The organism is Nocardia sp. FBN12, assembly GCF_054031145.1.
The window spans coordinates 5,491,668-5,506,353 of the sequence record NZ_CM132926.1 but is presented as its reverse complement, the minus strand read 5'-3'; the positions used below and the strand labels follow the sequence as shown (position 1 = coordinate 5,506,353).

Sequence of the window (14,686 nt, the reverse complement as noted above, 5' to 3'; positions counted from 1 at the left end):
TGTTCCATGAGATGGTCCCCTCACCCGGGTTGACTCGCGGTGGCGGGCACGGTTGAGAGGGTCTGAAACGCGATGAGCATTTTCGGTTGGGCAGCTCGGATTGCGGCTATGGCCGCGGTGGCTGTAGCCGGACTCGGTACGGTGACGCCGGCTGTGGCTGAACCCCTTTTCCCCGGTGGACCGGACATTCCCGGTGTCACCTCCATCGTTCCCACCGCATCTCCATGCCCCGTTGTCGAAGCCAGGGCGTGCCTGCGGCTGTCGACGAACGAGGCGTGGCTGGTCGACAACGGCCGGGTGATCTTCGGACCGACGCCGATCTCGCACGGCATGGGCGGATACGAAACGCCGCCCGCGGTGACCAGGATTTCCTTCAAGCGGGAATTCCACTGGAGCACGATGCACGATGCGCCGATGCGCTGGGCCACCTTCTTCAACGGTGACATGGCATTTCACGTGGGTCCGATCGATTCGAAATCACACGGTTGTGTGCGCATGACCGAAGACGGCGCCCACCGCTTCTTCGACTACCTGAAGCCGGGCGACATCACCCAGGTGATCGTCTAAGTACGCCGACAACTCACCGGGTCGAGCCGGCCCGGTGAGTTACCGTCTGCTCATGCGCAAGTGGTTGATCGGTGCGGTCGTCGGCATCGTCGTGGTGATGGCGGTAGCGGCCGGTCTGTACGTGGTGATGAATTCACGGACGTATCAGGTGGCGGGGCGGCTGGTGGATCGGGTCGAGACCGACGAGAAGGTCGTCGCGTTGACCTTCGACGACGGCCCGACCGCGCGGACGCCGCAAGTATTGCGGATGCTGGCGCAATCGCAGGTCCCCGCGACCTTCTACCTGGTCGGCGACAACCTCACCGCGCATCCCGAATACGGTGCGGCGATCGTGGGTGCGGGTCACGAGATCGGTAATCACACCTATTCACACCGGCGCATGGTGCTGGTCTCCGGCGATACCGTGCGCGACGAGGTCGAACGGACCGACGCCGAGATCCGTCGCGCCGGGTATCAGGGGCCCATCACCTTTCGCCCGCCCTACGGCAAGAAGCTGTGGTCGCTGCCGCACTATCTGGCCGACCACGATCGCACCACGGTGACCTGGGATGTCGAGCCGGATTCCGCGGGTGGTGCGTCCCGCGAGGCGATCGTCGCCGACACCCTCGCCCAGACCCGGCCGGGCTCGATCATCCTGCTGCACGTCATGCACGGCGACGAGTCGGCTGCGGCGGTGCCCGAGATCGTCAGCGGATTGCGTGCGCGGGGCTACCGATTCGTCACTGTCTCAGAGCTTCTCGCGCGCTGAGTCAATCCGGCACGCCCCCGGCGCGGTGATAGTTCTCCTGCGCGGCGCGGACGGTGTCCATATTGGATTCCAGGACCACGACCAGCGCTCTCAGCTGCTCCGCGACCTCGGCACCCAGTGTTGTGAGGGTGTATTCGACGCGGGGTGGGATCGCTTCCAGCACCTCGCGATGCACCATGCCGTCGCGCTCGAGAGCCTGCAGGGTTTGCGACAGCATGCGCTCGCTCACGCCGTCGACCCGGCGGCGCAGCGCGCTGAAGCGGACCGGGCCGTCGAGTAGCGCGACCAGGGCGAGCACGCCCCAGCGGCCGGCGATGTTCTGCAGGACGGGGCGGGAAGCGCAATTGCGCGCGAAGACGTCGGCTTCCAGCGTGGGGTCGTCGTCCGGCGTCTCGAGCATGCCCCCATCGTACCCACTTGACGCAAGCACCCACTGAAGGCATAGTGCTTACTAATAGTTAGTGCATCAAAAATTGGAGGCAGCGATGACCGTGGCAGTGACAGCGGCAAGTGGACAGCTCGGCAGGTTGGTCGTGGCGGCACTGCTCGACGCGGGGGAGCGGCCGGTCGCGATCGTCCGCGATCCGCGGAAGGTGGCCGACCTGGCCGCGCGCGGTGCCGACGTGCGACAGGCGTCCTACGACGATCCGGCCGCCCTCGACGCCGCCCTGGCCGGTGTCGACCGCGTGTTGCTGATCTCGGGCAATGAATTCGGCAAGCGAATTGACCAGCACACCAACGTGATTCGCGCCGCCGAGCGTGCCGGTGTCGAACTGCTGGCCTACACCAGCATCCCGCGCGCCGACCGCAATCCGATGGCGCTGGCCGCCGAGCATCGCGGCACCGAAGAGGTGCTGGCGACTGCCTCGGTGCCGACGGTACTGCTGCGCAACAGCTGGTACTGGGAGAACTACGGCGGTTCCGTCGCGCACGCGGCGCAGGCCGGTGTCCTCCACGGCGCGATGGGCGATGGCCGGGTCTCTGGTGCGGCCCGAGCCGATTACGCCGAGGCCGCCGCACGCGTGCTGACCAGCGACGGACACGAGGGTCGCGTCTACGAATTGGGCGGTGACGAGGCGCTGACCGGCGCGGATCTCGCCGCGGCGGTCGGTGAGTCGGTGCGCTACGAAAACCTGGCCCCCGACGGCTACGCGGCGGCCCTGCGTGCGGCAGGACTCGACGATCAGGTTGCCGCGTCCCTGGCCGACGCCGACGCCCGCATCGGTGAGGGCTGGCTCGAGGTGGTCACCGGCGACCTCACCAAGCTTCTCGGCCGCCCCGCGACCTCCGCCGCCACGGTATTCGCGCAGTAGTCGTCGCCCTGGTGGCGGCAGTACATGGGCAACTCACCGGGCGCGGGCTAACCTGACCAGATGAGCGACCTCCACCCGCCAACGTCACTTAGCCCCGCGCCGCGGTCTGGCTTGAATACCAGGAGAGGCGGAAAGGCGCACTCTTGGCTGAGTGGACTGCTGTTCGTGATGGGCACCCTGCACTTCGTAGCGCCGAAGCCGTTCGACAAGATCGTGCCGCCGCAGCTGCCCGGCGACCCGCGGACCTACACCTACGCGTCCGGGGTCGCCGAGCTCGGGGTGGCGACCGCGCTGGCCGTGCCGCGGACCCGGCGGCTCGGTGGGTGGCTGGCGGTGGCGCTGTTCATCGGCGTCTTCCCGGCCAATGTCCAGATGACGGTGGACGTGGTCGGTAATCCTAAGGCGCCCAAGGCTTTCAAGGCAGGCGTGCTGGCGCGGTTGCCGCTCCAGATCCCGATGATCGTGGCCGCGTTGCGGGTCGCGCGCCGCTGATCACACCCACTGGACGAGCTGGATGACGACCCCGTTGGGGTCGGTCATCTGGAAGTAGCGCTCGCCCCATTCCTCGGTTTCGATCGGCGTTTCGATCGGGACGCCCGCGGTGCGCAGCCGGTCGTATTCGCCGTCGATGTCGTCGACGACGAAGACGATCAGCAGCCCGTCGCCTGCGCTGCCCGCGATCCGGGCGGGCTTGAACGAACCGAGGCCGGTGCGCAGGTAGATGACGTCCATGCCCGCGTCGGCCCGGGTCAGCGCGACGAAGCCGTCGGCGGCCATCTTCTCGGCGAAGCCGAGGTGCTCGATCAGGAACTGAGCCGAGGCCCGCGGGTCGGTGACATTGAGCGAGACGGCGGAAGCGGTGATCTGCAAGGGTCCTCCTCGGTGGCGGCTAACTCCGTACTTTGTACGCCTTTACTCTGGGCGCCCTTTCGGCGTGCCGCCATATGACCTGGGTCACATCATTTGAACGCGTCGCGTTGGACGCGCAGGGTCGTGATGGTCGACGCCAGCCCCTCGTACTGGTTGATCAGCAGCACGATCTCGATCAGCACCCGCTCGTCGTAGTGTTCAGCCAGTGCGGCCCACGCCGCGTCGTCCACATCGCGGCTGGTCACCAGCTGATCGACGACCCTCAGCAGGGCCCGCTGGCGCGGCGTCCAGCCCTCGGCCTCGGGGCCGGCGGCCACCCGCTCGATCTCGACGGCCGACAGCCCCGCCTTGCGCCCCAGCCGACGATGATGATCGGCCTCGTAGTCGCACTCGCGCAGCCGCGCGACCCGCAGGATCGCCAATTCGGCCTCGGCCCGCGGCAACCTGCCACCCGGCATGAGCTTGCCGGAGAAATGCAGCCAGCCGCGGAAGAGCCCGCCCGTGCGGCCGAGGGTGCTGAATAGGTGCGCGTCCTCGGTGCCCGACGCGCGGGAAAGTACTTGCCAGACAACCCAGTTGATCGGCCCGAGTTCACCGAACCGGCCGGGCGAAACGCGTGGTAGTGGCGCTGAATCCATTTCTGATCCACCTGTCTTCTCGAACATCGTCGGCCAGAATCGGAGCGTACTCGCCGGTATGGCCGTGGTGGGCCGCCTCGAGGGTCTTGCCGGTTTTCTTTGGTTTCCAGTGGTTTTCGGAACAGTTGCGCGTCATGATCGGTGGGTACCGCAGCGCGCAGCGGCGGTGTGAAGTCGCAAGCCTGGTAGGGGAACATCGCACATGCTGGTTCGGATCAGACCGGGTGCCGAGCTCACCGGCGCCGAGCGCGAGCTCGTGGATTGCCTGCGCGCCTATCCGAGTACGGGGCTCGCGCTGATCGATTGCCGGGTGGGTGACCGGCGGCTCGGAGCGGTGCTCGTGACACCGCGCGGGATCACGGTGCTCGAGGTCAAAGGCTTCCGTCGACGGCAGAGCGGGCTGCTCACCGCCACCGCCGACGGCGGCTGGATGATCAGCGACAGCCCGCTGGATTTAGCGGAAGAGCCGTCGAACGGGCTCACCGACCGGGTCGAGCACGGGGTGCACGCGGTGCGGGTCGCGCTCGAACAGGCGTTGCAGGACAGCAGGCATGTGTCCGGTGCGGTGGTGCTGGTCCCGTATCGGGGCGTGGTCGTGCGGCCCGCGCGTACCGCGCTGCGACCGGGCCTCGATGTGCTGGTCGCGAACACAGTCGACGCGCACGAACTGCGGGTTTACCTCGAAGGGTTCTCGGCCGGGCCACGCGAATGGACGATCGAGCGGGTGCTCAACACCTGTACGACGCTCGGGACGACCGAGGTGCCCTCGCGGGCCGAGCTGGCCGAGGAGGGTTTCGACAGCAATCGGCCCGCGCCGACGCCGGTGGTGCCGCAGGTGCGCAGGTTCAGCGAGCCCGCCCCGCCGCCTGATCCGTCGCGCCAGGGAAAGCTCGCGGGCATCGCACTGTTCGCTGCCGCGCTGCTCGGCATTCTCGTCGTCTTCGTGGTGGTCGGTGTGGCGCTGTTCCAGGACTCGCCCAATCCGCGTCCGATGTCGGATACCTCGCAGACCTCGACGACCCGGGCGCCCACCTCGGCGACTCCGCGCAAGACCGAGTGCTGGCCGTTCCAGCAGGACTGTTGATCAATCCCGCACGGCGCGACCGAGTTTGGTGAAGGCGATCGCCTGCTCGGCCCGAACTCGAACGTGGGCGCGGGAGGAATCGATGTGGGCGGTGAGGGTGCGCAGGGCCTGTTCGTCGTCACCGGCCAGCACCTGTTCGGCGATGGTGATGTGATCGGCCGTCATGGCCGCGACCCGTTCGGCGGTGGGCACGTCCATGGTGCGCACCGGGCGAACCCGCAGGTAGACCGCCGCCAGCGCCTCGGCGAGCGCGGAATTGCCTGCCGCCCTGAGCAGTTCGGTGTGGAACTGTTCGTCGGCGGCGACGAGATCGGGTCCGGGTTCGGGTGGGGTGTCGCGGTATTCGAGCCAGCGGGCCAGCTCGGCGCGCACGGTGGGCTGATCGTGCTCGGCCGGAATGTGCACCTGAACCGAACCGCCCGCGACGATCCGTTGAAAACCGCGCGATTCCAGCACAATTCGTAGCTCGTAGAGCTCATCGAGCTCGTTCAGACGTGGGCGATAGAGGTAGAGCCCGTCGCCATGGCGCACAACGAGACCATCGGCCTGCAGCCGGGCCAGCGCCTCGCGCACCGGAGTGCGCGAGACGCCGTAGCGCTCGGCCAGCCGTTCGGCGCGTAACCGTTCGGTCGGCGCCAGCTCCCCGGTGGCGAGGTCGTGCCGCAGTTCGTCGTAGACGCGCGCGGCGAGCGGCACCCGCTTCGTAGCTCCGGCCGCACTCGAACCGCTGACCTCGGCGGACGCCGCGCCCGCACCCGACCCGGTGCCCGAGCCCCTGTCTGCCATGTGTCCGGCGACGTTCAGATGGTCATCGCCGCGCGGACCGCGGACTCCGCACCTGCCCCGCCCGCCCCGGTCGAGCCGAGATGCCCCGAATGCACCACGTAGTACCGCTGCGCGGCCTGTAGCGCGAAGCCGATGTGCTGCTCCACCAGCAGCACGCTCAAGCCGCCGCGCTGCGTCAATTCGATGATGGTGCGCTCGATTTCGGCGACCACCGACGGCTGGATGCCCTCGGTCGGTTCGTCGAGGATGAGCAGCTTCGGCTCGGTGATCAGTGCCCGCGCGATGGCCAGCTGCTGACGTTGACCGCCCGAGAGCAGGCCCGCCTTACGGGTGAGCAGGTCCTTCAGCGCGGGGAACAGATCGAGCGACTCGTCGATCAGGGCCTTACCGCGCTTGCGTCCGTCCGCCACCACCTGCAGGTTCTCGGCGGTGGTGAGCTGCCCGAAGCTCTGCTGGCCCTGCGGCACGTAGCCGATGCCGCGCTTGACCCGTTGCGAGGGTGAGAGTTTGGTGATCTTCTCGCCGTCGAAGGTGATGGTGCCCGACTTGGTGGGCAGCAGGCCGACGGCGGCACGCAGCAGGGTGGTCTTGCCCGCGCCGTTGTGGCCCATGATGGCGACCACGCTGTCGTCGGGCACGGTGAGGCTGATGCCGTGGATCACCTCGGTGCGCCCGTATCCCGAATGGATCTCGTGTAGTTCAAGCATCGGCCGATTCCTTGTCTGTCGCAGCGAGATTCGCGGTGCCGAGATAGACCTCCTGCACCTTCGGATCGGCCTGGACCTGTTCGACGCTGCCCTCGCTGAGTACCTTGCCGCCCGCGAGCACGGTGACCGAGGTGGCGAAGGATCGCATGAAGTCCATGTCGTGCTCGACGACGATCACCACGCGATCACCACCGATGCGGCGCAACAGGTTTCCGGTCTCCTCCCGCTCCTCGGCGCTCATGCCCGCGACCGGCTCGTCGAGCAGCAGCACCGACGCGTTCTGCACGAGCAGCATGCCGATCTCGAGCCACTGCTTCTGCCCGTGCGCGAGGATTCCGGCCGGCTTGTCACGCAGTGCGGTGAGACCGGTTGTCGCCAAGGCCTCTTCGATGCTCGGCAGTACCGACTTGCGGGTACGCAACAGCGACAGCGCCGATCGCCCGGCGCCCGCGGCGATATCCAGGTTCTGCAGCACGGTGAGCTGTTCGAACACACTGGCCGTCTGGAAGGTGCGCCCGACGCCGAGGCGCGCGATCTGGTGCACCTTCTTGCCGAGCAGTTCGGTGCCCGACTTCTGCGCGGAGCCGGTGGCCGGGACCAGGCCGGTGATGGCGTCGATCAATGTGGTCTTGCCCGCGCCGTTCGGGCCGATCAGGAACCGCAGGTCACCCTGCAGCACCGTGAGATCGACGTCGGTGACCGCCTTGAAACCGTCGAAACTGACTGAGAGGCCACGGATTTCGAGGTAGTCGCTGTCCATGCCGGCGTTGCCGCCCGCTTTGGGTTCGTGTGTCATCGCGCTTGCACCTTCTCCTCGGTGACGACCGCTGGTTCTTCCGGTGCGGGTGGCAGCTTCTTGCGACTGTCTAGCCAGCCCTTCAGCATCGGCCACAGCCCGGCCAGACCGGCGGGGATGAACCCGACGACCACGATGAACAGCACACCCTGCATGTAGGTCCAGCCCGACGGGAACGACTCCGACAGCGAGGTCTGCGCCCAGGCCACCCCGATCGCGCCGAGAATCGGCCCGAGCAGCGTGGTGCGGCCACCGATGGCGACGCCGATCAGGAAGGCGATCGACGGGATGACACCGATGTCGGCGGGGGAGATGATGCCGACGATCGGGGTGAACAACGCACCCGCGATACCGGCGAGGAAGGCCGCCACGACGTACGCGACGATCTTGATATTGGCCGGGTCGTAGCCGAGGAAGCGCACGCGCTCCTCCGCGTCACGCACCGCCACCAGCAGTTCGCCGTAGCGGCTGCGGTTGAGCTGACGGATCAGCGCCACCACCACGAGCAAGGTGCCGGACGCGATGAAGAACAGCATCTGCCGGTTGGCCGGGTCGGACAGCTTGAAGCCGAAGAAGGCGCGGAAGTCCGAGAGCCCGGTGAAGCCGCCGATGGCCTGCTGTCCGGTGAGCAGGATCGCCAGCGCCGCCGCCAGCGCCTGGCTCAGGATGGCGAAGTAGGCACCGCGCACGCGACGCTTGAACACGCCGTAACCGAGCACGGCCGCGACCAGCGCGGGTAGCACCAGGATGCCGAGGATGGCGACCGGCGCGGAACTGAACGGCTGCCAGAAGCCGGGGAGTTCGCTGATGCCGGAGATCTCCATGAACTCCGGGACGTCGTTGCCGAGGCGGGCGGCGTCGGCGAGCTGCATGTGCATGGCCATGATGTAGGCGCCGATGCCGAAGAACACGCCCTGGCCGAGGGTGAGCATTCCGCCACGGCCCCAAGCCAATCCGATGCCGGCCGCCACGATGGCGAAGCAGAGGAATTTGGCGAGCAGGTTCAGGCGGAAGTCGCTCAGGACCGCCGGGGCGACAGCGAAGAGAACAATCGCGGCGACCGCGAAACCGGCCAGCGGCGTCAGTCGCGGGTAGGCGCGCAGACGTTCGGTGAGTGCGGTCATGCCAGGCTCCTCGTCCGCACGGTGAACAGGCCCTGCGGGCGGACCTGCAGGAAGATGACGATCAGCACGAACACGATCACCTTCGCGATGGACGCGGTGGTGGAGTATTCGATGAACGAGTTGAGCAGGCCGAGCGCGAACGCCGCGATCACCGTGCCCTTGATCTGGCCGAGGCCACCGATCACCACCACCAGGAACGCGTCGATCAGATAGCTCTGGCCGATGGTGGGACTCGTCGAACCGATCAGGGTGAGCGCCACCCCGGCGACACCGGCCAGGCCGGAGCCGATGAAGAACGTGCTGATATCGGTGAATCTGCTGGAGATGCCGCTGGTTTCGGCAAGCCCGCGATTCTGCACGACGGCGCGAATCCGCCGGCCCATCGGGGTGGTCTTGAGCACGGCGGCCAGCGTGGTCACCGCGACGATCGCCAGGACCAGGATGAAGATGCGGGTCTTGGGAACCACCGCGCCCGCGATAGTGATTCCACCACTGAGCCATTCGGGCACCAGCACGTTCTTGGCGGGCGCGCCGAAGATGTCACGCGCGGCCTGCTGCAGCACGAGCCCGACACCGAAGGTGACGAGCAATGTGTCGAGCGGCCGGTCGTACATGTAGCGGATCAGCCCCATCTCCAGGGCGGCACCGAGCAGGCCGCCGATGAGGAAGCCCATCAGCAGGGATACGGCCAGTGACACGCCGGCCGAGGAGAAGACTTGTTGCACAACGTAAGTGGTGTAGCAACCGGCCATGATGAATTCGCCGTGCGCCATATTGATGACGCCCATCTGACCGAAGGTCAGGGAGAGGCCGAGCGCGGCGAGCAGAAGAATGGATCCCAGACTCAGCCCGGTGAAGAGCTGACTGATCAGCACGTCCATTGCAGTGGACTCCTTGGAGATGGGGCGAGGTGGGACGCGCGCGGTGCGCGTCCCACCTCTGTCGGGCTACTTACTTGAGGCCCTTGGCCCACTCGTAGGACTTCAGGTACGGGTCGGGGGTGATGGCCTTGCCGGAATCCCAGACGGTGTAGATCAGGCCGTCGGGGCGGATCTCACCGATGCGGGCGGTCTTGGTGATGTGGTGGTTGGAGCCGTCGATGGTGACAGTGCCCTCCGGGGCGTCGAAGCTCACGCCGTCGGCCGCGGCCTGAATGTCGGCCACCGCGAACGACTTCGCCTTCTCGACGGTGTTCTTCCACAGGTAGACCGAGGCGTAGGCGGCTTCCATCGGGTCCGAGGTCGGCTTGTCGGCGCCGAAGGCCGCCTTGTAGTCGGCGACGAACTTCTTGTTCGCCGGGGAGTCGACGGTCTGGTAGTAGTTCCAGGCGGTCAGCTGGCCCGCGATGATCTGCGGGCCGATGCCCGCGACCTCCTCCTCGGCGATCGACACCGAAACCACCGGCATCTCAGCGGCTTTCAGGCCCGCGTTGGCGTACTCGCGGAAGAAGGCGACGTTGGAGTCGCCGTTGAGGGTGTTGAACACCGCGCCCGCCTTGGCGGCGCGCACCTTGTTGACGATGGTGGAGAAATCGGTGGAGCCGAGCGGGGTGTAGTCCTCGCCCTTGATCTCGATGCCGTTGGCCGCGGCGTAGGCCTTGATCTCGCGGTTGGCGGTCTGCGGGAAGACGTAGTCGGAGCCGACCAGGTAGAGGGACGTGATGCCCTTCTGCTTCAGGTAGTCCAGCGCGGGGATGATCTGCTGGTTGGTGGTGGCGCCGGTGTAGAAGATGTTCTTGGAGTCTTCCAGGCCCTCGTACTGCACGGGGTAGTAGAGCAGCGAGTTCAGGTTCTCGAACTTGGGCTTCATGGCCTTACGGCTCGACGAGGTCCAGCCGCCGAAAACCGAAGCGACACAGTCGGAGCTGATCAGCTTCTCGGCCTTCTCGGCGAAGGTCTTCGGGTCGGAGGCGCCGTCCTCGAGGACGATCTCGATCTTCTTGCCGAGCACACCGCCCGCCGCGTTGATCTGGTCGACCGCCAGCTTGGTCGAATTGGCCACGGTGACTTCGGAAATGGCCATGGTGCCCGACAGCGAGTGCAGCGAGCCCACCTTGATGGTGTCCTTGCTGGTGTCGACGCAGGAGGCGGCGGTCGAGCCGGTCGACGCGTCGTCGCGCGCACCACAGCCGGTGAGCAGCAGGCCGGCGACGGCCACCGCGGCAGGCACGACAAGTGCCTTGACCAAACGGGATTCAGACATGGGGCGGTTCTCCTCATCAGGTGCAACGGTGGCGCCATACGCGCCACAACGAACACCACCGCTGCTCCCCGGCGACTGGATGTACACCGAGTTGTATACAGCTGCTGTATTCGTGATTCGAGACAGTAGATGGAACTTGTTGCACCCGAATGTCTCCCGATCACGTGCCCGTTTCGTCTGTTTCGTCCGTGTGAATTGTTCGCCGCGGGACTACCGGAGGATCGGCGTACCTACGGTTGCGTAGGAGCGCGCAGGTGCGGCAGGCTCGATCAGTACGACGTCGAGCAGCCGAGCCACGCGGCAATCCGGCCGTGTGCGGTCAGTCGAGGAGGGCCCGATGGGGCACTACAAGGCGAACGTGCGTGACATCGAGTTCAATCTGTTCGAGGTGCTGAACCTGGACAAACTTCTCGACTCCGGCGCCTACGGCGACCTGGACTCCGATACGGTTCGCCAGCTCCTCGACGAGGTGAAACACCTGGCCGAGGGCCCGATCGCGGACTCGTTCGCCGAGGCCGACCGGGAGCCCGTGGTCTTCCAGCCCGATACCAACGACATCACCGTGCCCGAACCACTGCGCAAGACGGTGCGCATGGTGCGCGAGGCGGGCTGGTACCGCCTCGGCATGCCGGCGGGCATGGATGGTACCGCCGCCCCGAATGTGCTGATGTGGGCTGTCAACGAGCTCATCATCTGTGCCAACCCGGCGGCCAGCTTCTACAACATGGGCCCGCCGATGGGCTCGGTGCTCTACGGGGTCGGCAACGAAGACCAGCGGCGCTGGGCGCGGGGCGGGGTCGAGCGCGGGTGGCAGGCCACCATGGTGCTCACCGAGCCCGACGCCGGGTCCGATGTCGGCGCGGGGCGTACCAAGGCTGTGCCGCAGCCCGACGGGTCGTGGCACATCGACGGGGTGAAACGGTTCATTTCCGGCGGTGACGTGGGTGATACGGCGGAGAACATCTTCCACCTTGTGCTCGCTCGGCCGGAGGGCGCCGGCCCCGGCACCAAGGGGCTGTCGCTGTTCTACGTGCCGAAGTTCCTCTTCGATCCCGAGACGCTGGAACTGGGCGACCGCAACGGGGTGTATGTGACCGGGGTCGAGCACAAGATGGGGCTCAAGTCGTCGCCGACCTGCGAGCTGACCTTCGGCGGCACCGCGGTGCCCGCCAAGGGCTGGCTGGTCGGCGATGTGCACAACGGCATCGCCCAGATGTTCGAGGTGATCGAGAACGCGCGGATGACGGTGGGTGTGAAGTCGTCCGGGACGTTGTCGACCGGGTATCTGAACGCACTCGAGTACGCCAAGACACGCGTGCAGGGCGCGGATCTGACGCAGATCGCCGACAAGGCGGCGCCGCGCGTCACCATCACCCATCACCCCGATGTGCGCCGGTCGCTGGCCATGCAGAAGGCCTACGCGGAGGGGCTGCGCGCGGTGTATCTGTACACCGCCGCGCATCAGAACGCGGAGGTCGCGCAGCTGGTATCCGGTGCAGATCCGGAGACCGCGCACCGCGTGAACGATCTGCTGTTGCCGATCGTCAAGGGCGTGGGATCCGAGCGCGCGTACCAGTTGCTGACCGAGTCGCTGCAGACTTTCGGTGGCTCCGGCTATCTGCGGGACTATCCGATCGAGCAGTACATCCGCGACGCCAAGATCGACTCGCTCTACGAGGGCACCACGGCGATCCAGGCGCAGGACTTCTTCTTCCGCAAGATCATTCGCGATCGCGGTGTCGCCCTGGCCCACGTGAACGCGCAGATCAGCGAGTACCTGGACAACGACACCGGCCGTTTCGCCACCGAGCGCGCCTTGCTGCGCACCGCCCAAGCCGACGTCGGCGCCATGGCCGCCACCCTCACCGGCTACGCCATGGCGGCCCGCACCGAGCCGACCGAGCTCTACAAGGTCGGCCTCGGCTCGGTCCGCTTCCTGATGGCGGTCGGCGATCTCCTCATCGCCTGGCGCCTGCTGGTCCAGGCCGACATCGCCGCCGCCACAGCCTCCGACGCCGCACCGCGGGAACGCCCCTTCTACCAGGGCAAAGTCGCCGCGGCGAGCTTCTTCGCCAAGAACGTCCTCCCCGAACTCACCGCTACCAAGAACATCCTCGCCGCCATCGACAACGACATCATGGCCGTCCCGGAGGAAGCCTTCTGAGAGTTATTTGATGAGGTACGGCGAGACCGAGCTCCGGTGTTCGCTGATCTCGAGGGCCTTGCCATGGAGGGGCGCGTGCACTGTCTGGGGAAAGCGCCGACAGGCAAGTAATCGCTTCAGATGTGACGGACGGCCGTTTCCATCGCTGGGCGTAATCCCTCGAAGGCAGGCGCGAAACGGGTGCGCTCAGCGGTCGAGATTCCATTGGCGGCGGAGGTCTGTGCCCAGGTTGCGGTTGCGGCGAGCACTTCACTGAGGGCGGCTGTCGCGTCGTTCGACGTCAGGCCGAAGGCATCTGCCGCCGCCATCAATGCCTCGAGTTCATCGGCGCGTGCGGTCACTCCAGCGATGGAGGTTGTCCGATGTTCTGTGATCTCAGGGTTGGGGTTCACGTCGAAGATCGGTGCTAGTTGCCATCCGCCTGGGTGATGGAGGAAACCGTGATTGCGGAGGTGGTCGTCGGTGTTGTGGATGGCGACGCTGAAGGCGATTCGACGCCACAGGGCGCGCAGGTCTGAGTTCGTCTGTGCGCTGTGCTCGGGGAGCGCCTCGGCGAGGTCGAGATAGTCATGACCTTGTCCGTCGCGCGCTTGCAGCATGGTCATGGCGCTGATGTAGCCGATTCGCTGTCCGTGCGCGCGATCGAATCGGTCGAGGATGAGCACTCCTCGGCCGTCGATCCGGCGCAGAGCGCGAGCGGGGGTCGCGATGCCCGCAGCCTCAGCGAGGTCAAGAGCGGTTTTCTCCCAGGCCATGACATCCCAGGAATCGGCGTGATGTGGAAACTTGGCGATACACAGCCGGTCCTCGTCACGAACCGACGCTTTTGGGCGGGCACCACCCAATGTTGCGGTTCCGGCGGCAAGCAGCAACTTCAGGTCGCTGAAGTCAGCATCATCTCGGGCGAGGTGATCGGAAGCCCTGAGTAGCGAGGGCAATTCGATCAACTTCGGGACCGCCGGGTCAGGATCCAGGAACTCGCCGGTATCGGGCTCGGCAAAGCGGAGCGCGCCCTGACGGGTGAGATCGCTGACTCCGACCAAGTAGTCGACGGGTGTGAGCGCGCGGGGCATCGACTTGTTCGTCTGATCCAGTACCTGGCGGCGCCTCTTGACGAGGTTTTGCCCCCAGCGGTCAGGTGCGCAGTCAGCGAACGCACCGGGCAGACCGGACACGTGGTGCTGTCCTTGATACAGAGGAAGAGCGGGGTCTAGTTCGTAGGCCCCGGGCGTCCGAAGATAGTCGGCGTTGTACTGAAATGAGGTGGCAAGGCTGCCTCGGTGGGTGAAATAGGCAGTGCCTGCCGGGATAGTCCGGCCGTTGATGTCGACGGAGACGATCAGCTCGTCAGGCATCAGCGCACTCGCTTCGGGAGTTGCTGATCAGCGCGGGCGCGGCCGAGGTCGGTCTCGTACGGATCAATGGCTGTGACAACGTTGTCGAGTTGTCCCAGTGCTCGCAGCACGTTCAGATAGGTTTCCATCGAGACCCCCAGTTCGCCCTGTTCGAGGCGCCGGTAGGTGGATCTGGCGACGCCTGCCCGTTCGGAGACTTGCTCGGCGGTGAGGCCGAGAAGTTTTCGCCACGCGACCAGGTGTTCGCCGATGTCGCGTGCCGCTCGAGTGACCCGCGCGGGGGTTCGTCGCTTCACTGCCCCTCCTGCTAATGGCGCGTATATGAACCACTA

Annotated in this window: 17 protein-coding genes; 6 read left to right on the top strand and 11 right to left on the bottom strand. The window is 66.4% G+C overall.

Annotated elements, in window-relative coordinates:
• Positions 1-153 precede the first annotated feature (153 nt).
• Together ACWZHB_RS25950 and ACWZHB_RS25945 are read left to right on the top strand one after the other, a co-directional pair.
• Complete coding sequence (locus ACWZHB_RS25950) at positions 154-567, top strand: L,D-transpeptidase (RefSeq protein WP_427904401.1); 414 nt, start codon at positions 154-156, stop codon at positions 565-567.
• Between the two features lie 52 nt (positions 568-619).
• Positions 620-1,315, top strand: coding sequence for a polysaccharide deacetylase family protein (locus tag ACWZHB_RS25945; RefSeq protein ID WP_427904400.1), 696 nt, complete (start codon positions 620-622; stop codon positions 1,313-1,315).
• Between the two features lies 1 nt (position 1,316).
• Here the strand turns inward: ACWZHB_RS25945 and ACWZHB_RS25940 are convergent, their stop codons facing one another.
• A complete protein-coding gene (locus ACWZHB_RS25940) occupies positions 1,317-1,715 on the bottom strand; it encodes a winged helix-turn-helix transcriptional regulator (protein WP_427904399.1) in 399 nt (132 codons plus the stop codon).
• Positions 1,716-1,800: 85 nt separating this feature from the next.
• Here ACWZHB_RS25940 and ACWZHB_RS25935 point away from each other — a divergent pair, with 85 nt between their 5' ends.
• On the top strand, positions 1,801-2,628 hold the full coding sequence (locus tag ACWZHB_RS25935; RefSeq protein WP_427904398.1) for an NAD(P)H-binding protein: 828 nt from the start codon (positions 1,801-1,803) through the stop codon (positions 2,626-2,628).
• A gap of 168 nt (positions 2,629-2,796) precedes the next feature.
• Positions 2,797-3,120 carry a DoxX family protein gene (locus ACWZHB_RS25930; protein ID WP_427909300.1) on the top strand — a complete coding sequence of 108 codons (324 nt, stop codon included), beginning with the start codon at positions 2,797-2,799 and terminating at the stop codon, positions 3,118-3,120.
• On the opposite strand, the gene ACWZHB_RS25925 is transcribed toward ACWZHB_RS25930, so the two are convergent.
• Together ACWZHB_RS25925 and ACWZHB_RS25920 are read right to left on the bottom strand one after the other, a co-directional pair.
• Complete coding sequence (locus tag ACWZHB_RS25925) at positions 3,121-3,498, bottom strand: VOC family protein (protein WP_427904397.1); 378 nt, start codon at positions 3,496-3,498, stop codon at positions 3,121-3,123.
• 89 nt (positions 3,499-3,587) lie between these two features.
• Positions 3,588-4,136: a carboxymuconolactone decarboxylase family protein gene (locus tag ACWZHB_RS25920; protein ID WP_427904396.1), complete on the bottom strand. Its 549-nt coding sequence runs from the start codon at positions 4,134-4,136 to the stop codon at positions 3,588-3,590.
• A gap of 202 nt (positions 4,137-4,338) precedes the next feature.
• Between ACWZHB_RS25920 and ACWZHB_RS25915 the strand changes: the two genes are divergently transcribed.
• The gene (locus tag ACWZHB_RS25915; RefSeq protein WP_427904395.1) at positions 4,339-5,220 is read left to right on the top strand and encodes an NERD domain-containing protein; all 882 of its coding nucleotides are present in this window, start codon (positions 4,339-4,341) and stop codon (positions 5,218-5,220) included.
• Here the strand turns inward: ACWZHB_RS25915 and ACWZHB_RS25910 are convergent, their stop codons facing one another.
• From ACWZHB_RS25910 to urtA, 6 genes are all read right to left on the bottom strand, one after another.
• Positions 5,221-6,006 carry a GntR family transcriptional regulator gene (locus tag ACWZHB_RS25910; RefSeq protein ID WP_427904394.1) on the bottom strand — a complete coding sequence of 262 codons (786 nt, stop codon included), beginning with the start codon at positions 6,004-6,006 and terminating at the stop codon, positions 5,221-5,223.
• Positions 6,007-6,020: 14 nt separating this feature from the next.
• Positions 6,021-6,713, bottom strand: coding sequence for an urea ABC transporter ATP-binding subunit UrtE (gene urtE / locus ACWZHB_RS25905; protein WP_427904393.1), 693 nt, complete (start codon positions 6,711-6,713; stop codon positions 6,021-6,023).
• Complete coding sequence (gene urtD / locus ACWZHB_RS25900) at positions 6,706-7,509, bottom strand: urea ABC transporter ATP-binding protein UrtD (RefSeq protein ID WP_427904392.1); 804 nt, start codon at positions 7,507-7,509, stop codon at positions 6,706-6,708. Before urtD ends, urtE begins: the two co-directional genes overlap by 8 nt.
• Positions 7,506-8,633, bottom strand: a complete 1,128-nt coding sequence (gene urtC, locus ACWZHB_RS25895) for an urea ABC transporter permease subunit UrtC (RefSeq protein ID WP_427904391.1) — start codon at positions 8,631-8,633, stop codon at positions 7,506-7,508. The genes urtD and urtC overlap by 4 nt, the downstream gene beginning before the upstream one ends.
• The gene (gene urtB / locus ACWZHB_RS25890; protein WP_427904390.1) at positions 8,630-9,514 is read right to left on the bottom strand and encodes an urea ABC transporter permease subunit UrtB; all 885 of its coding nucleotides are present in this window, start codon (positions 9,512-9,514) and stop codon (positions 8,630-8,632) included. Before urtB ends, urtC begins: the two co-directional genes overlap by 4 nt.
• 70 nt (positions 9,515-9,584) lie before the next feature.
• Positions 9,585-10,835 carry an urea ABC transporter substrate-binding protein gene (gene urtA, locus ACWZHB_RS25885; RefSeq protein ID WP_427904389.1) on the bottom strand — a complete coding sequence of 417 codons (1,251 nt, stop codon included), beginning with the start codon at positions 10,833-10,835 and terminating at the stop codon, positions 9,585-9,587.
• A gap of 337 nt (positions 10,836-11,172) precedes the next feature.
• Here urtA and ACWZHB_RS25880 point away from each other — a divergent pair, with 337 nt between their 5' ends.
• Positions 11,173-12,999, top strand: a complete 1,827-nt coding sequence (locus tag ACWZHB_RS25880) for an acyl-CoA dehydrogenase (RefSeq protein ID WP_427904388.1) — start codon at positions 11,173-11,175, stop codon at positions 12,997-12,999.
• Between the two features lie 116 nt (positions 13,000-13,115).
• On the opposite strand, the gene ACWZHB_RS25875 is transcribed toward ACWZHB_RS25880, so the two are convergent.
• Together ACWZHB_RS25875 and ACWZHB_RS25870 are read right to left on the bottom strand one after the other, a co-directional pair.
• A complete protein-coding gene (locus tag ACWZHB_RS25875) occupies positions 13,116-14,354 on the bottom strand; it encodes a type II toxin-antitoxin system HipA family toxin (protein ID WP_427904387.1) in 1,239 nt (412 codons plus the stop codon).
• Complete coding sequence (locus ACWZHB_RS25870; RefSeq protein WP_427904386.1) at positions 14,354-14,650, bottom strand: helix-turn-helix domain-containing protein; 297 nt, start codon at positions 14,648-14,650, stop codon at positions 14,354-14,356. Before ACWZHB_RS25870 ends, ACWZHB_RS25875 begins: the two co-directional genes overlap by 1 nt.
• Positions 14,651-14,686: the final 36 nt, after the last annotated feature.